This is a genomic window from Streptomyces sp. NPDC058663, from assembly GCF_042716745.1.
GTDB lineage: Bacteria > Actinomycetota > Actinomycetes > Streptomycetales > Streptomycetaceae > Streptomyces.
This window is the reverse complement of record NZ_JBHXRV010000028.1, coordinates 1-16,102: the sequence shown is the minus strand read 5'-3', so window position 1 is coordinate 16,102 and position 16,102 is coordinate 1. Positions and strand designations below refer to the sequence as shown.

The following is a 16,102-nucleotide window of genomic DNA, read 5'->3' as shown; positions in this document are numbered from 1 at the left end:
ATCGAACTGTTTGTCCCTTCGCCCGCCCTGCTGCGGCCCTCGCTGCTGTTCTTGTGTCCGCCCCTGCTTCCGCGCCGTACGGAGTTCCCATGCACAGCCCCCACGACCCGTACGTCCGCGTCCGTGGTGCCCGCGAGCACAATCTCCGTGACGTCGACGTGGACATCCCCCGCGACGCCCTCGTGGTGTTCACGGGTGTCTCCGGCTCCGGCAAGTCCTCGCTCGCCTTCGGCACCCTCTACGCCGAGGCGCAGCGCCGCTACTTCGAGTCGGTGGCCCCCTACGCCCGCAGACTGATCCACCAGGCCGGCGCCCCGCGCGTCGGTGAGATCACCGGCCTGCCGCCCGCGGTCTCCCTCGAACAGCGCAGGTCGGCGCCGTCCTCCCGGTCCTCCGTCGGTACGGTCACCACGCTGTCGAACTCGCTGCGGATGCTCTTCGCGCGCGCGGGCACCTATCCGGCGGGCGCCGGGCGCCTCGACTCGGACGCCTTCTCCTCCAACACCGCGGCCGGGGCCTGCCCCGAGTGCCACGGTCTCGGCCACGTCCACGGCACCAGCGAGGAGCTGCTGGTGCCCGACCCTTCGCTGTCGATCAGGGACGGTGCCATCGCCGCGTGGCCGGGCGCCTGGCAGGGGAAGAACCTGCGCGACGTGCTGGACGCCCTCGGGTACGACGTGGACCGGCCGTGGCGCGAGCTGCCGCGGCGGGACCGGGACTGGATCCTGTTCACGGACGAACAGCCGGTGGTCACCGTGCACCCCGTGCGCGACGCCGGCCGCATCCAACGCCCCTACCAGGGCACGTACATGAGCGCCCGACGCTACGTTCTGCACACCTTCGCCGATACCAGGAGCCAGTCGCTTCGCACGAAGGCCGAACGGTTCCTGAGCAGTTCGCCGTGTCCCGCGTGCGGGGGCAGCAGGCTGCGCCCGGAAGCCCTGGCGGTCACCTTCGCGGGCCGTACGATCGCGGAGCTGGCGGCTCTCCCCCTGACGGAGCTGGCCCAGGTCCTGGCGGACGGCACGGGGCAGAACGGGACCGCCCGTGTGCTCACCGACGACCTGCGCGCCCGCATCGCCGTCGTCACCGAGCTCGGTCTCGGCTACCTCGGCCTGGACCGCACCACCCCGACCCTCTCCAACGGAGAGCTCCAACGCCTGCGCCTTGCGACCCAGCTGCGGTCGGGGCTCTTCGGCGTGGTGTACGTCCTGGACGAGCCGTCAGCCGGACTGCACCCGGCGGACGCGGAGGCCCTCCTCGTCGTACTCGACCGGCTGAAGGCGGCGGGCAACTCCGTCTTCGTCGTGGAGCACCACCTCGATGTCGTGCGCCGCGCCGACTGGCTCGTGGACGTCGGCCCCGCGGCCGGCGAGCACGGCGGCCTGGTACTGCACAGCGGGCCGCCCGCCGCTCTCGCCGAGGTGGCCGGCTCGGCGACGCGCCGCTTCCTCTTCGACCGGCAGCCGCCGCCGGTACGGGACGTCCGCGCGCCGTCCGGGTGGCTGAAGCTGGGCCCGGTGACCCGGCACAACCTCCGCGGCCTCCAGGCGGAGTTCCCGCTGGGCGTCCTCACGGCCGTGACCGGTGTCTCCGGATCCGGCAAGTCCACCCTTGCGGGCGAACTGACCGACGAACTCCCGGGCGTAAAGCGCATGGTGACGGTTGATCAGAAACCGATCGGCCGTACGCCGCGCTCCAACCTGGCGACGTACACCGGCCTCTTCGACGTCGTCCGGAAGCTGTTCACGGAGGAGGACGAGGCCAAGGCACGCGGGTACAGGGCCGGCCGGTTCTCCTTCAACGTGAAGGGCGGACGTTGCGAGACCTGCCAGGGCGAGGGATTCGTCTCGGTGGAGCTGCTCTTCCTGCCCAGCACGTACACGCCCTGCCCGGACTGCCACGGTGCCCGCTACCACCCCGAGACCCTCCAGGTCACACACCGGGGCCTGAACATCGCCGAGGTGCTGGACCTGACGGTGGAGGCGGCGGCGGACTTCTTCGCCGGCTCCCCCGCCGCGGCCCGCAGCCTGCGTGCCCTGCTCGACGTGGGCCTGGGCTATCTGCGGCTCGGCCAGCCGGCCACCGAACTGTCCGGCGGCGAGGCCCAGCGCATCAAGCTGGCCTCCGAGCTGCAACGTGCGACAACCCGGCGCGGGCACACCCTGTACGTCCTGGACGAGCCGACGACCGGGCTGCACCCGGCCGATGTCGAGGTACTGATGCGGCAGCTGCACGGTCTCGTCGACGCCGGGAACTCGGTGGTCGTCGTGGAGCACGACATGGCCGTGGTGGCCGGTGCCGACTGGGTGGTGGACCTCGGTCCCGGCGGCGGCGCGGCGGGCGGCCGGATCGTGGCGGCCGGGCCGCCGCGCGAGGTGGCGCTCTCCACGGACAGCCGCACCGCCCCCTATCTTGCCCGGGAGTTCGCGGGGGCGGGCGAGGAAGCGGGGACGGGAGAGGCAGCGGGAACGGAAGGGCGGGCGGACTCCGCGGCCGGTCTGCGGGAAGGCTGACCGCGGCCCCGCCCCGGTCAGCCGCGCGTCTTGCGCTGGGCCCGCAGCCACTCCTTGTTCATCGCCGCGATGGACGGCAGCGGAATCCCCTTCGGGCAGGCGGTGGCACACTCGCCGGTGAGCGTGCAGCCGCCGAAACCCTCGTCGTCCATCTGCGCGACCATGTCCAGGACCCGGCTCTCGCGTTCGGGGGCGCCCTGCGGCAGGACGTTGAGGTGGTTGACCTTCGCCGAGGTGAAGAGCATCGCCGAGCCGTTGGGGCAGGCGGCGACGCAGGCTCCGCAGCCGATGCACTCGGCGTGCTCGAAGGCGAAGTCGGCGTCGGCCTTGGGCACCGGGGTGGCGTGCGCCTCGGGGGCGGCGCCGGTCGGCACGCTGACGTAGCCGCCGGCCTGGATGATCCGGTCGAAGGCCGACCGGTCCACGACGAGGTCCTTGACGACGGGGAAGGCGGAGGCCCGCCACGGTTCGACGTCGATGGTGTCGCCGTCGGCGAAGGACCGCATGTGGAGCTGACAGGTGGTGGTTCGCTCGGGCCCGTGCGCATCGCCGTTGATGACGAGCGAGCAGGCTCCGCAGATGCCCTCGCGGCAGTCGTGGTCGAAGGCGACGGGGTCCTCACCGCGCAGGATCAGTTCTTCGTTGAGGGTGTCGAGCATCTCCAGGAAGGACATGTCGGCGGAGATGTCGTCGACGTCGTAACTGGTCATCTCACCCGGGGTGTTCGGGTTCTTCTGGCGCCAGACGCGCAGGGTGAGCCTCATGCGTAGCTCCGCTGGGTGGGGTGGACGTACTCGAAGAGGAGGTCTTCCTTGTGCAGGACGGGAGCAGCGCCTTCCGGCACGAACTCCCAGGCGGCGGCGTACGAGAAGCGTTCGTCGTCGCGAGCGGCCTCGCCGTCCGGGGTCTGGGACTCCTCGCGGAAGTGGCCGCCGCAGGATTCCTCGCGGTGCAGGGCGTCGAGGCACATCAGCTCGGCGAGCTCCAGGTAGTCGACGATGCGGTTGGCCTTCTCCAGCGACTGGTTGAACTCCTCACCGGTGCCCGGGACCTTGATCCGCCGCCAGAACTCATCGCGGATCTCCGGGATCCGGTCGAGTGCCTTGCGCAGCCCCTCCGCCGTGCGTGCCATGCCGCAGAACTCCCACATCAGTTCGCCCAGTTCGCGGTGGAAGGAGTCGGGCGTGCGGTCGCCGTCGACGGCCAGCAGCCGCTCGATGCGCTGCTGCGTCTCCCGTACGGCCTCGGCAGCCGCCGGGTGGGAGTCGTCGACCGGGTCCTGGCGGGCGTGCCGGGCGAGGTAGTCGTTGATGGTGGCGGGGAGGACGAAGTACCCGTCGGCCAGGCCCTGCATGAGCGCGGAGGCACCGAGCCGGTTCGCCCCGTGGTCGGAGAAGTTGGCCTCGCCGATGGCGAAGAGGCCGGGGACGGTGGTCTGGAGGTCGTAGTCGACCCACAGTCCGCCCATCGTGTAGTGCACGGCCGGATAGATCCGCATGGGTGTCTCGTACGGGTCCTCGGCGGTGATCCGCGCGTACATGTCGAAGAGGTTGCCGTACTTCTGCTCGACGGCGGCCCGGCCCATCCGGGCGATGGCGTCGGCGAAGTCGAGGTAGACCCCCTGCCCGCCGGGCCCGACCCCCCGGCCCTCGTCGCAGACGTTCTTGGCGGCGCGGGAGGCGATGTCGCGGGGGACGAGGTTGCCGAAGGAGGGGTAGATCCGCTCCAGGTAGTAGTCGCGCTCGGCCTCGGGGATCTCGCGGGCGGGCCGGGTGTCGCCCTTCGCCTTCGGTACCCAGATGCGGCCGTCGTTGCGCAGCGACTCGCTCATCAGGGTCAGCTTGGACTGGTGGTCGCCGGTGCGCGGGATGCAGGTGGGGTGGATCTGGGTGAAGCAGGGGTTGGCGAAGTAGGCGCCGCGCCGGTGCGCCCGCCAGATGGCGGTGGCGTTGGAGTTCATGGCGTTCGTCGAGAGGTAGAAGACGTTGCCGTAGCCGCCCGTGGCCAGGACGACGGCGTCCGCGAAGTGGCTGGATATCTCACCCGTGATCAGGTCGCGGGCCACGATGCCGCGCGCCTTTCCGTCCACCACGATCAGGTCGAGCATCTCCGTGCGCGGGTGCATCTCGACGTTCCCCGCGGCGATCTGCCGGGACAACGCCTGGTAGGCGCCCAGGAGCAGCTGCTGGCCCGTCTGGCCGCGGGCGTAGAACGTCCGCGACACCTGGACACCCCCGAAGGAGCGCGTGTCGAGCAGGCCGCCGTACTCGCGGGCGAAGGGGACGCCCTGTGCCACGCACTGGTCGATGATCTCCACCGAGATCTGCGCGAGCCGGTGCACATTGGACTCGCGGGCCCGGAAGTCGCCGCCCTTGACCGTGTCGTAGAAGAGGCGGTGGACGGAGTCGCCGTCGTTGCGGTAGTTCTTCGCGGCGTTGATGCCGCCCTGGGCGGCGATGGAGTGGGCGCGGCGCGGGGAGTCCTGGAAGCAGAACTGGACGACGTGGTAACCCTGTTCGGCGAGCGTCGCGCCGGCCGCGCCGCCCGCGAGGCCCGTCCCGACGACGATGACGGTGTGCTTGCGGCGGTTTGCCGGGTTGACGAGTTTCGCCTGGAAGCGCCGGGTGTCCCAGCGTGCGGCCACGGGCCCGGCGGGAGCCTTGGTGTCGGCGATCGGTGCGCCCGTGCGGTATACGGCGTACGAGGAGTTCATGTGTCAGCCCACCCAGCCGGTCATGACCGCGACCGGTACGGAGACGAAGCCCACGGTCAGCACCAGGGCGAGGAGGTTGGCCAGCGCCTTCAGGAAGCGCTCGCGGGTTGCACTGCCCACGCCGAGCGTCTGGGCGGCGCCCCAGAAGCCGTGCCTGACGTGCAGGCCGACGGCGAGCATGGCGATGAGGTAGATCGTGTTGCCGTACCAGGTGGAGAAGGTCGCGACGACGTTCTCGTACGGCTTTCCGGCCTGCGCGTTCTCGTTGACCGTGAGGGTGGTCAGATCGAGCAGGTGCCACACGATGAAGAGCAGCAGGATGATGCCGCCCCAGCGCATGGTGCGGGTCGCGTAGCTCGCCCGCTTGCGCCGGTGGACGTACTTCACGGGCCTGGCCCTGATGTCGCGGCGGCTCAGCTGGTACGCGGACACGCCGTGCCCGACCACGGCGGCGAGCAGAGCGACGCGGACCAGCCACAGCGCCCACTCGTAGTGCAGGACGGGGTCGCCCATGGTGCGCAGCCAGTGCGCGTAACCGTTGAACTCGTCCGTGCCGAAGAAGATTTTCAGGTTGCCGATCATGTGGGCGACGAGATAGCCCAGCATGACCAGCCCGCTGACGGCCATGACCGTCTTCTTGCCGACGGTCGAGCCCCAGAAGGCGTGCCGGGGCCGCCGGGTGCGTCCTGCGCGCGGTTTTCGGGAGGTGTCCTGCCGTGTTGCCAGAGCCATGGGTCAAGACGCTAGGGCCGAAGGGCCCCAGAGGTCCAAGACATGGTGCGGCTCACGTCCATAGGGTGCGCCTATCGCATCTGCGTATGCTGGGATCATGCAGTTCCAGCAGCTCCGCTATTTCGTGGCCGTCGCCGAGTCACGGCACTTCACCCGCGCCGCCGAGCAGCTGCACGTGGCCCAGCCTTCGCTCTCCCAGCAGATCCGCTCGCTGGAGCGGGAGCTGGGCGCCGATCTCTTCACCAGGGCGCGGAGCAACATCGCCCTCACCGACGCCGGCGAGGCCCTGCTGCCGCTCGCCCGCCGCATCCTCGCCGATACCGACACCGCCCGACGCGAGGTGCAGGAGCTGGCCCAGCTGCGCCGGGGCCGCGTCCGGCTCGGTGCGACGCCGAGCCTGTGCACGGGACTGCTCCCGGACGTCCTGCGCGCCTTCCACGACGCGCACCCCGGCATCCAGCTGCTCATCGAGGAGGGCGGCTCGCACGATCTCGTACGGCTGCTGGCGCGCGGCGCCCTGGACCTGGCCCTGGTGGTCCTGCCACTGCCCACCCCCTCGCCCGCTCTCACCACGGTCGAGCTGCTGCACGAGGACCTGGTGGTGGTTTCCTCGCCCGACGCCCGCGCACCCCGCAGCCCGGCCCGTATCGCCGGCCTCCGCGACACCCCGATGGTGATGTTCCGGCACGGCTACGACCTGCGCGAACTGACCGTGGCCGCCTGCCGCGCCGAGGGCTTCGAGCCGGTGTTCACGGTGGAGGGCGGCGAGATGGACGCCGTGCTGGGTTTCGTACGGGTGGGGCTGGGGGTGGCGGTGGTGCCGCGCATGGTGGCGGAACGCACGGGGACCGGCCTGCGGGTCTCCCCGCTGGCCGGTCCCGGCCTGCGCCGCACGATCGCGCTGGCGCACCGGAGCGACGTGGCGCCGCCGAGGGCCGCCCGGGAGCTGCAACGGGTACTGCTGGAGGCACGCGCCCGGCCGCCGGGGTGAACTCCGCTCCCCCTGAAGCCCGTTGACGCGTCCCCTTCTCCTGCGCCCGTCCCCTCCTCCTGCACCCTCTCCTCGCCGGCCACCGCTCCCGTACGCCGGACCTCGGTGCCGTGTGGCGGGCCTCGGTGACGTGTGGCGGACCTCGGTGCCGTGTGGCGGGGGCTCAGACCGCGTCGGTCAGGGCCAGGGCGTGGATGCGGTCCGGTGCGCCGGGCCTGGCGTAGTACCAGCCCTGGGCGGTGTCGCAGCCCAGTTCCCGCAACTGGTCGGCCTGCGCGCCCGTTTCGACGCCCTCGACCGTCACCGCGAGTTCCAGACTGTGCGCGAGCGAGACGATTCCCTCGACGATCTTCACGTCGACGGGGTCGGCGGGCAGCCGCTGCATGCTCTGGGTGAACGAACGGTCCAGCTTCAGGACGCTCACCGGCAGGCGGCGCAGATTGGCCAGGTTGGAATAGCCTGTGCCGAAGTCGTCGAGGGCGATGTCGATGCCCATCTCGGCGAGCTGGCGCAGCGGTTTGAGGAGGTCCTCGTCCGCACCTATCAGGGCGGACTCGGTGACTTCCAGGCACAGTGCGCCCGGTGACAGGCCGGCCCGCTCCAGCACCTCGACCGTGTCGGCGACCAGGCCGGGGTGGTGGAGCTGGGTGGGCGAGAGGTTGACGTTGATGCGCAGCGGGCCGCCGTCGGCGTGCTTCTGCTGCCAGAACCTGGCCTGGGTGACGGACTCCTGGAGCACCCAGCGGCCGAGCGGCACGATCAGCCCGGTGTGCTCGGCGAGCGGAATGAACCGGTCTGGCCCGAGGACGCCGTGCTGGGGGTGGCTCCAGCGCACCAGCGCCTCGGCCCCGTGCACACTGCCGTCGCCGAGGTGGACCAGCGGCTGGTACTCGATGAAGAACTCGCCGCGCTCCAGGGCGGCCGGCAGCGCGTGGGTGAGTCCGTGCCGGGTGATGGCCCGCTCGTCGGCCTCCGCGTCGGCGAACTCGAAGCGGTTGCCGCCCGCCGACTTGGCCCGGTACATGGTGATGTCGGCGCTGCGCAGCACGTCGGCGGGGCCGCGCTCGGCGGCCGGGCCCTCGACGATGCCGATGGAGCCGCGCACGGTGATCTCGCGGCCCTCCAGGTGTATCGGAGTGGCCAGCGCGTTCAGTATCCGGGCGGCCAGGTCGTCGACCTCGCGGCGGGTGTCGGGTCCGGTGGTCAGGGCCACGAACTCGTCGCCGCCGAGCCGGGCGACCATCTCGCCGGGTGCGGTGGCACAGGACTGGAGCCGGTCGGCGACCTCCACCAGGAGGCGGTCGCCGGCGGAGTGGCCCAGGCTGTCGTTGACCGCCTTGAAGCCGTCGAGGTCGAGGTAGCAGAGGCCGAAGCGGGAGTCGCCACCCACGGACAGCGCCTTCTCCAGCCGTTCGAAGAAGAGCGTCCGGTTGGGCAGCCCGGTGAGCGCGTCGTGGGTGGCCTCGTACCGCAGGCGCAGGTTGAGCAGGCGGCGCTCGGTGGTGTCCTCCATGAGGGCCAGCTGGTACTGCGGCCGGCCCTCGGCGTCGCGCAGCAGCGACACCGTCAGGTTGGTCCACAGGACGGTGCCGTCGCCGCGGTAGAAGGCCTTCTCGCAGCGGTAGTGGTCGCGCTCGCCGCGCACCAGTTCCTCGTACATCCGCCAGACGTGTGCGGTGTCCTCGGGGTGCCCCCAGTCGCTGACCTTGCGGCCGCGCAGCGAGTCGTCCATGCCGCCGAACATCCGGGTCAGCGTCTCGTTGACCTCCAGGATGGTGCCGTCGAGTGCGGCGATGCCGATGCCGACGGCCGCCCCTTCGAAGACCGCGCGGAAGCGTTCCTCGGTGGCGTGCAGGGCCTGCTGGGCCTCGCTGCGGGCGCTGAGGGCGGAGCGGGCGATGGCCTCCTGCTCGCGCAGGGTGCGCTCGCGCAGCTGCCGGGCGAAACCGGCGGCGATGCCGTGCTGGAGTCGGGCCGAGCGGGCCCGGAACTCCTCGGCGGCGGCCTGGGGCCCGTCGCCGTCCGTGCAGTACAGCACCAGGTACGACTCGACGACGCCGAGCGTGCGGACGAGGGCGTCCGGGTCGGTGCAGTGCGCGTCGATCAGTGCGGAGCCCACTTCGTGCGCGGCCGCCGCGTCGAAGGGCCGTTCGTGCAGGGCCCGGCTCAGCCGCCTGGCCAGCGGGAGCAGCAGCTGCTCGAACTCGGGGCGGGTGAGGGAGGTGGCGGTGGCCGGGAAGATCGCCCGGCTCCAGATCGTGGCGAACCGCCGGGTTCTGTCCTCGGGGCCGTCCGGGGCGTCGGGAGGATCTGCGGCCTCGCGCGAGGGGCCGGCGCCCTGCCGGGGCACGCCACCCAGGTCCGCGTTTTCCGGCTCCCGGGCCGGGTCGGCGGCGGGGGCGGGCGTGCCGGGCCCGGGGTCGCCGACGGCACCCGCGGTGCGGCTGCTGCCTGTCTTGGGGGGCTTGGCCCGCCCTGTGCTCTGGAGGGGGAGGGTGCCGGAACCTCCGGCTGCGGCCCCGTCGCGGCGGCCGCTCCGGCCGCCGTCCCGCTCCCCGTCCGGTGCCTGCGCCTGCGCGCTCACGCCTTGCGCCCCACCCCTGCGAAGCCCGAGAAGGCATACGGGTCCTCCTGGGCGAGCGGATTCTCCGGCCGCCATTCGGCCATCGGCACCAGACCCGGTGCGACCATCTCGAACCCTTCGAAGAACCGGGCGACCTCGGCGCGCGAACGCATGATCAGCGGGTTCTTGATCTGCTCGTAGACGTCGACGACGCCACCGGTGAGCTCGGCGGTGACCGGCACCCCCTCGTAGGAGGCGTGGGTGACGATCAGCATGCTGCCCGGCGCCAGGCGGTCGCGTAGTGCGGCCACGGCGGCGTACGGGTCGTCGGCGTCCTCGATGAAGTGCAGCACGGCGACCAGCAGCAGTGCCACCGGCCTTTGCAGGTCGAGGAGTTGGCCGACCTCGGGGCTGTCGACGATGTCCTGCGGCTTGCGCAGGTCGGCGGCGACGACGGCGGTGAGGTCGTTGCCCTCCAGCACGGCCCTGCTGTGGGCGACGGCCACCGGGTCGTGGTCCACGTACACCACCCGCGCCCCGGGGTCGGCGGCCTGCGCGACCTCGTGGACGTTGCCGAAGGTGGGGATGCCCGAGCCGATGTCGAGGAACTGGGTGACGCCCTCGCAGAGCGCGTGGCGCACCGCGCGGCGCATCACCGCCCGGTTCGCCTGCATGATCTTGGGGAGCCCCGGCATGAACTCCATGGCCTTGCGCGCCGCGTCCCGGTCCACTTCGAAGTTGTGCGAACCGCCCAGGTAATAGTCGTAGATGCGGGAAACGCTGGGCATCGAGATGTCGATGCCCAGTGGTGCCCAGGCGGGACGCTCCATCAATGTCTCCCACAACTCGCCGCGACGACTGCGGGCACGGCTCATGACCATGCCCGGTGTTCGAGCCGAGGCTACTGATCCGCCGCCAGTGGGGCGAGGGAAAACGGAAATTGCCCGTCCGTTCTCCGTCACACCCCGGTGGCAAGTGCACCCGCATGCCTCCGGCCCGCCATTCCCGCGGGGGCGGGGACGACGGGCCGAACTTTATGAGCAAGTGCCCCCGGGTTCCTACTCGGGGTGGCCGAGAGCCGCCGGTGCCGACGGGCCCGGAGCCGGGCTGCGGGGACACCGGCCGGGACTCGCGGGCGGGGGTCGGGGTACGGCGGCCGTGCGGGAGCGGCTCCGGGCTACTTGGGTGCGCCCACCAGCTTCCCCTGCGGGGAGACGGCGTACCAAGTACCGCCCACGCCCTGCCCGTTGGTGTCACCTGCCTTTTCGTCCCCCGCGAAGGTGTAGAGCGGCCAGCAGTCGATCGTCTGCTGCGCGACCCCGTCGGGCCGGTCGAAGACGACGAACCCCTTCTTGAGGATGCCTTCGGCGTCGTTCGCGGGTACGGGGGCGACGACCGGCCACTTCTTCAGGCACTCCCCGGTGCAGGCGGACTTCATGGGCCAGGCGGAGTCCTTCCTGAAGCGGTAGACGGTACGTCCCCGGGCGTCGACGACGATCTCGCCGAGTTCGGAGTCCTTGCGCACGGACATGCCGGGCAGGTCGGCCGGTGCGTCCGGCGCGCCCGCTCCGGGGGAGCCGGGGGGTACGTCCGCCGCGCCCGCTCCGGGGCTGTCTGGCGGTGCGGCGCCGGGGGCGGCCTTCTTCCCGTCCGGGGCGGCGGCGTACCAAGTACCGCCCACGCCCTGCCCGTTGAGGTCACCCGCCTTGGCGTCCCCTGCGAACCGGTACATCGGCCAGCCGCCGAGGGTGAGCTGCTTGCTGCCGTCGCCGCGGGTGACCGATCCGACGGCGGACGGCTCCATGCCGGGTGCGGCGGTGAAACCGTCGGCAGGCACCACCGGCCACGTCTTCGCGCAGTCGCCCTCGCAATTCGCCCGGGGCGGCTTCGCGGTGTCCTTGTCGAACCGGTAGAGGGTCCTGCCCGCGCTGTCGGTGACGACCTTGCCCAGCTTCGCGGTGTCCCGTACGGCGAGCCGGCCCGCCTGCTGGGGCGCGGACGCGGCACCGTCCCCGTACCCTTCGCCGCTGCCGTACCCGCCGTCCGCCGGCTGCTGGGCGGGCGCGGCGTTGCCGACGGACCGGGAGCCGGAACCGCCGTCCTGCCCGCACGCCGTCGTCAGGGCGAGCACTGCCGCCGCCGTCACCGCGAGCGAGGCGTTCCGCCAGCTGTTCATGTCCACTCCCGTGTCGCGAAGGTGCCCGAAGGGCTGTGCGCGGCGCGGGAATGCGTCGTGCACGGCCTTAGGTACGGGCGGAAGGCGCCGCCGCGTTCAACGCCTCCCGGAAAAGATTCCCCGGGCCCGCACTCCACCGGTCCTGCACATCAGTTCCCATCCCGAACGCAAATCCAAAGAGTTCACACTCGCGGATGAACCCCATACTTCTGCGGCGTGCCGCTCGTTGATCAGACTCATGAAGCCCCTCGTGCACGGATCTCGCCGGACCACCGGTCCGCTCCTCGTACGGCTGCTGTCCTCCGCCGCCCTGTGCTGGCTGCTGGCCGGGTCGGTGCCCGCCTCGGCCGACAGCTGCGCGTACGCCTCCCCCGGTCAGGGGGGAGGAACGGTGGCGATCGCAGTCGCGGGGGACGACGGCCCCTGCCGGCCGACCCCCGCCCCGCCGCCACCGCCTCCACCCGCACCTCCTCCGCCACCGGCTCCCGGTCCGCCTCCGGACCCGAAGCCCCCGGAACCGGGCCCCCGGCCGGAGCCGCCACCCCCCAAACCGGCACCACCGGCACCACCGGCCCCGCCCGGCCCGCCGGCGGAGCCGGTCCCGCCCGCCCCCGCTCCCGTACCGGCCCCACCGGCCCCCCAAGTGCCACCCGCCCCACCAGCCCCGGCATCCGCACCCCCCGCGGCGCCTCTGCCCGCACGCCCTTCGTCTCCGGGGCCCGCTCCGAGCGCGCACCCCGGCCCTCCTCCCCCCAAGGCGATCGCTCTGCCCAGCTACCGCAAGCCGGCCCGTAAGCCCCCCAAGGGCCGCACCTCGATGCTCACCCTCACTCTCCTGATCACAGCGCCCGCGGTCTTCGCCGTCGCGGTACTGCGTCCCCGTTCCTCCCGCTGATGCGGTTCCCCCGACGGAGGTTCCCTTGTCGGAATGGCTTGTTCTGACCATCGCGATGGCCGCTGCCTGCGCGATCGTCCTCACCATCGTGGTCATCAACCACCGGCGGCTCGCCGAGGACGACGACCCGAACGAAACCCCTGACGTCCTCGAATACATGACGATGATGATTGGCGTGATCTACGCCATCGTCCTCGGTCTCGCCATCGCCGGAGTCTGGGAGGGCCGGGGTGCCGCCCAGGAGTCCGTACGCCAGGAGGCCCAGGCCCTGCACGAGGTCAGCGCCCGCGCGGAGGTCTACCCCGCCGAGGTGCGCGCCCGTATCCGCTCCGACATCGAGGCCTACGCCCGCTTCGTGGTCGACACCGAGTGGCAGTACATGGCCGACCACGGCTCGGTCTCCGACCGCGGCACCGAGCTCCTGGACCGCGTGCGCCACGACGTCACGCTCTACGCGCCGAAGACCGATTTGGAGGGCCAGGCCTATCAGCCACTGGTCGACCAGGTCGCCGCTGCCGACGACGCGCGCAGCACCCGGGCGGAGAACACCGAGGCCACGATGCCGACCATCGTCTGGTTCGGCCTCATCACCGGTGGCCTCATCACCATCGGCCTGATCTTCATCCTGCAGATCCGCCGTACCCCGCGCGAGCTGCTGCTGGCCGGACTGTTCAGCGTGATGATCGCCTTCCTGCTCTTCCTCATCTGGGACCTGGACGCCCCCTTCGGCCACGGCATCTCGGCCACTCCGGACCCGTTCAGCAATCTGCTCCCGAACGCCGACTGACCTCCCTTTCCCGCCAGTCGCCACGCTGCCCGCTCCCCGGGGCCCCGGGGGACGGGCAGCGTCGTTCCACCCCGCGCCTCAACGCCCCAGTCCACCCAGGTAGTCGAGCACCCCCGCACTGTCCCCGGCGTCCGTGATCAGAGCCACGTGGTTGTCGGGGCGGACCAGGACCAGGGCGTCGCCCTTGATGCCGTACGCGGTTCTGGCGTGGCCCTCGGTGTCGGTGAGGTCGCCGCCGGGGCCCGCGTCCAGGGCGCGGGTGCGTACGGCGGTGCCGGCTTCGGCGGCGACGGCCGCGAGGGCGGGGGCGGTCGTCGCGCCGAAGCCCAGGAGGGTGAAGTGCGGGCCCGCGTAGGCGTCGAAGAGGCGGACGCGCGCACCGGTCCTGGGGTGGTGGCACGGAGCGTCCGGGGCCCGGTCGCCTGCTTCGAGCAGGGCGTCGTCCCGCCCGGTCCGCCGGGAGAGCGAGCTCCAGCGGTATCCGACGCCCAGGCCCGTGGTCTCGTCGGTGAGGCCGGCGTCGAGGCCGCCGCCGGGTTCGCGGATCGCCTCCAGGACGGCATCGAGCCGCTCGGAGGAGGTTTTCAGGGTCCAGGCGGCGACCGGCAACCGCTCCTCCTCGTACGTGTCGAGGAGGGCGGCGCCCGCTTGTCCGCTGAGGACGGCGGCCAGCTTCCAGCCCAGGTTGTAGGCGTCCTGGATGCCGGTGTTCATACCGAGGCCGCCCGCGATCGGGTGCACGTGCGCGGCGTCGCCCGCCAGCAGGACCCGGCCCTTGCGGTAGCGGTCCGCCATGCGCACGCTGACCCGGTACGTGGACAGGAGGGCGGCGTCCTTCAGACGGGCACCGGGCAGCCGGGCGTGGCGGTCGAGGAGGCGCTGGAAATGCGCGCGGGACGGCGGCACGGGCGTGCCGTCGCTCGCGCGTTCCGGTCCGGCCTGGAACCACCATCCCCGCTCCGTTCCCGGGATCGGGCAGAGCATCACGGCCCCGTCCCCGTCGAACCACTGGTGCCAGCGGTCCCTGGGCAGGGCGTCCGCGCCCGTCAGCTCGACGTCGCCGTTGACCATGACCTGCTCGGCGTGGGTGGTGCCCTCGAAGGTGGCTCCCATGAGCCCCCGGATCGTGCTGCGGCCGCCGTCGCAGCCCACCAGGTAGTCGGCGTGCAGGGTGTCGCCGTGCGCGGTGTGCGCGGTGATCCGGGCGTCGTTCCGCGCGGGGTCGCCGGAGCCGGGCCCGCAGGAGGTGATCTCGGTGCCCAGCTCGACCTGGACCCCGTACCCTGCCAGCCGTTCCCGCAGTATCTCCTCCAGCTTCCACTGCGCGATCAGCCAGCCCCGGTCGTAGGGGGCGGCGGGGGTCGGCCGCTGCCCCGCATGGGGGTCGGTGTCGGCGAGGGCCACCCCGTCCCGGTACTTGCGCATGACGAGCGGCGCACTGCCCGCGGCGAGGACCTCGGCCAGCACTCCCAGGTCCTCCAGCACCTCCAGGCTGCGCGGATTGGGACCCTTGGCCCGGGAACTGCGGGGAAATCGCGGGGACCTGTCGACGATCCGCACCGCCACACCCCGCCTGGCCAGGTCGCACGCCAGGGTCAGGCCGGTCGGACCCGACCCCACGACGAGCACACTGCTCGCGCCTGCTGCTTCGGGCTCACCCATCACGTTCACTCCTCGGTCCCGCGCCTGGTCCGCCTCCGATGCGGCAGGCAATGACCGAAGGAAATCAAAACCAAGGCAGATATACAACCCAGTAACGTTTTCTTGGCATGGCCGTTCGCCGGGGGTGGCCGGGACCAACCGGGGGACATCGGTCCCCCATTCGCGCGACTGTGATCGCGGGGCTCACCGGCGGCTCCTAGCGTCTCGGTTATCGAGGCGCATTTCCTGACATGTGCGGAAACCGGTTCCGCAGCTGTGCTCCTCGGGGAACCCAAGGAGCATCATGCGTGCGATACGGCTCGTGCCCACCGCTGCGGCGGCAGCATTCGGCGTCGTCACCCTCGGCGCTCTCGGTGCGTCGGCCCCCGCGGCGGCCGACGACGGCGGCGCCGACCGGGCGGGCCCGGTGGGCGCGGCGGCGTATGCGTTCGGCGTGACGCCCAGCAGCATCGCGGCCGGCGGGCAGGTCACCCTCAGCGCCGGCGGCTGCCCCGGCGCCGCGACCGTGACGTCCTCGGTCCTCGGCACCGTCGTCGTCCAGCCGGGGCAGACCGTGCAGGCCACGGTCAGTCGGCGCGCCGACCCCGGCGCCACGTACGACGTGTCCTTCGTGTGCAACGGCACCAGCGGGACGGCCCGGCTGACGATCGTGGGCCGCGGCGGCGGTCTCCCCACGACCAGCTCGACCTCGCTGCCGTCCCGGACTGCCTCCGCGGCCGCCGTCACCTCCCCCTCGCCCACCGTCTCCGCGTCACCGCCCCGCGGGGTGCGGGGCGGGCTCGGCGGCAGCATCGGCGGCATGAGCAACGCCGAGGTCGCGGGCGGTGCGGCACTGGTGGCGGTGGCGGTCGCCGGCACCTTCTACGCGGTGCGCCGCCGCGCGGCGGACCGCCACCAGCACTGACGAGCCGCAGAGGACCGAGAAGCGTGGCGCAGACAGCATGCGCGGCGCCGACAGCATGCCGGTGGGCCCGAGTCCCTGTACAGGGACACCGGCCCACCCGCAGTCACACCCCCCCAAAATATATGCCCTAAAGCGCCACAAGCCAATCCCCCCGCGGTCCAGC

General features: G+C 71.9%; 11 protein-coding genes. 4 read left to right on the top strand and 7 right to left on the bottom strand.

Going from position 1 to position 16,102, the window contains the following annotated elements; all coding sequences use genetic code 11:
• Nucleotides 1-89: 89 nt before the first annotated feature.
• Nucleotides 90-2,516 carry an ATP-binding cassette domain-containing protein gene (locus ACFWVV_RS21085; RefSeq protein ID WP_384353646.1) on the top strand — a complete coding sequence of 809 codons (2,427 nt, stop codon included), beginning with the start codon at nucleotides 90-92 and terminating at the stop codon, nucleotides 2,514-2,516.
• Nucleotides 2,517-2,533: 17 nt separating this feature from the next.
• On the opposite strand, the gene ACFWVV_RS21080 is transcribed toward ACFWVV_RS21085, so the two are convergent.
• Genes ACFWVV_RS21080 through ACFWVV_RS21070 form a run of 3 tightly spaced genes read right to left on the bottom strand, consistent with a single transcriptional unit; the run spans nucleotide 2,534 to nucleotide 5,961 of the window.
• Entirely contained in the window at nucleotides 2,534-3,280 is a 747-nt protein-coding gene (locus tag ACFWVV_RS21080; protein WP_384353648.1) for a succinate dehydrogenase/fumarate reductase iron-sulfur subunit, read from the bottom strand.
• A complete protein-coding gene (locus tag ACFWVV_RS21075) occupies nucleotides 3,277-5,229 on the bottom strand; it encodes a fumarate reductase/succinate dehydrogenase flavoprotein subunit (protein WP_384353650.1) in 1,953 nt (650 codons plus the stop codon). The genes ACFWVV_RS21080 and ACFWVV_RS21075 overlap by 4 nt, the downstream gene beginning before the upstream one ends.
• A 3-nt stretch (nucleotides 5,230-5,232) precedes the next feature.
• Nucleotides 5,233-5,961 carry a succinate dehydrogenase gene (locus ACFWVV_RS21070; RefSeq protein WP_384353652.1) on the bottom strand — a complete coding sequence of 243 codons (729 nt, stop codon included), beginning with the start codon at nucleotides 5,959-5,961 and terminating at the stop codon, nucleotides 5,233-5,235.
• A 97-nt stretch (nucleotides 5,962-6,058) separates the two neighbouring features.
• On the opposite strand from ACFWVV_RS21070, the gene ACFWVV_RS21065 reads away from it, so the two are divergent.
• Nucleotides 6,059-6,952, top strand: a complete 894-nt coding sequence (locus ACFWVV_RS21065) for a LysR family transcriptional regulator (RefSeq protein WP_384353654.1) — start codon at nucleotides 6,059-6,061, stop codon at nucleotides 6,950-6,952.
• Nucleotides 6,953-7,115: 163 nt separating this feature from the next.
• Here the strand turns inward: ACFWVV_RS21065 and ACFWVV_RS21060 are convergent, their stop codons facing one another.
• The 3 genes from ACFWVV_RS21060 to ACFWVV_RS21050 form a co-directional block, all read right to left on the bottom strand.
• A complete protein-coding gene (locus ACFWVV_RS21060; protein ID WP_384353682.1) occupies nucleotides 7,116-9,302 on the bottom strand; it encodes a putative bifunctional diguanylate cyclase/phosphodiesterase in 2,187 nt (728 codons plus the stop codon).
• Nucleotides 9,303-9,532: 230 nt separating this feature from the next.
• Nucleotides 9,533-10,345 carry an SAM-dependent methyltransferase gene (locus tag ACFWVV_RS21055; protein ID WP_384353656.1) on the bottom strand — a complete coding sequence of 271 codons (813 nt, stop codon included), beginning with the start codon at nucleotides 10,343-10,345 and terminating at the stop codon, nucleotides 9,533-9,535.
• Between the two features lie 347 nt (nucleotides 10,346-10,692).
• Entirely contained in the window at nucleotides 10,693-11,691 is a 999-nt protein-coding gene (locus tag ACFWVV_RS21050; RefSeq protein ID WP_384353658.1) for an SCO0930 family lipoprotein, read from the bottom strand.
• Between the two features lie 920 nt (nucleotides 11,692-12,611).
• On the opposite strand from ACFWVV_RS21050, the gene ACFWVV_RS21045 reads away from it, so the two are divergent.
• The gene (locus ACFWVV_RS21045; RefSeq protein WP_384353660.1) at nucleotides 12,612-13,373 is read left to right on the top strand and encodes a hypothetical protein; all 762 of its coding nucleotides are present in this window, start codon (nucleotides 12,612-12,614) and stop codon (nucleotides 13,371-13,373) included.
• 78 nt (nucleotides 13,374-13,451) lie between these two features.
• On the opposite strand, the gene ACFWVV_RS21040 is transcribed toward ACFWVV_RS21045, so the two are convergent.
• The gene (locus tag ACFWVV_RS21040) at nucleotides 13,452-15,035 is read right to left on the bottom strand and encodes an FAD-dependent monooxygenase (RefSeq protein ID WP_384353662.1); all 1,584 of its coding nucleotides are present in this window, start codon (nucleotides 15,033-15,035) and stop codon (nucleotides 13,452-13,454) included.
• A 283-nt stretch (nucleotides 15,036-15,318) separates the two neighbouring features.
• Here ACFWVV_RS21040 and ACFWVV_RS21035 point away from each other — a divergent pair, with 283 nt between their 5' ends.
• Nucleotides 15,319-15,939 (top strand): hypothetical protein, encoded by a 621-nt coding sequence (locus tag ACFWVV_RS21035; protein WP_384353664.1) that lies wholly within the window; start codon nucleotides 15,319-15,321, stop codon nucleotides 15,937-15,939.
• The last annotated feature ends 163 nt before the right edge of the window (nucleotides 15,940-16,102 follow it).

Bases quoted from the DNA above. Each gene is read 5' to 3' on its own strand.
- ACFWVV_RS21085 (WP_384353646.1), top strand. From the start codon at position 90: ATGCACAGCCCCCACGACCCGTACGTCCGCGTCCGTGGTGCCCGCGAG.
- ACFWVV_RS21080 (WP_384353648.1), bottom strand. From the start codon at position 3,280: ATGAGGCTCACCCTGCGCGTCTGGCGCCAGAAGAACCCGAACACCCCG.
- ACFWVV_RS21075 (WP_384353650.1), bottom strand. From the start codon at position 5,229: ATGAACTCCTCGTACGCCGTATACCGCACGGGCGCACCGATCGCCGAC.
- ACFWVV_RS21070 (WP_384353652.1), bottom strand. From the start codon at position 5,961: ATGGCTCTGGCAACACGGCAGGACACCTCCCGAAAACCGCGCGCAGGA.
- ACFWVV_RS21065 (WP_384353654.1), top strand. From the start codon at position 6,059: ATGCAGTTCCAGCAGCTCCGCTATTTCGTGGCCGTCGCCGAGTCACGG.
- ACFWVV_RS21055 (WP_384353656.1), bottom strand. From the start codon at position 10,345: ATGGAGCGTCCCGCCTGGGCACCACTGGGCATCGACATCTCGATGCCC.
- ACFWVV_RS21050 (WP_384353658.1), bottom strand. From the start codon at position 11,691: ATGAACAGCTGGCGGAACGCCTCGCTCGCGGTGACGGCGGCGGCAGTG.
- ACFWVV_RS21040 (WP_384353662.1), bottom strand. From the start codon at position 15,035: ATGGGTGAGCCCGAAGCAGCAGGCGCGAGCAGTGTGCTCGTCGTGGGG.
- ACFWVV_RS21035 (WP_384353664.1), top strand. From the start codon at position 15,319: ATGCGTGCGATACGGCTCGTGCCCACCGCTGCGGCGGCAGCATTCGGC.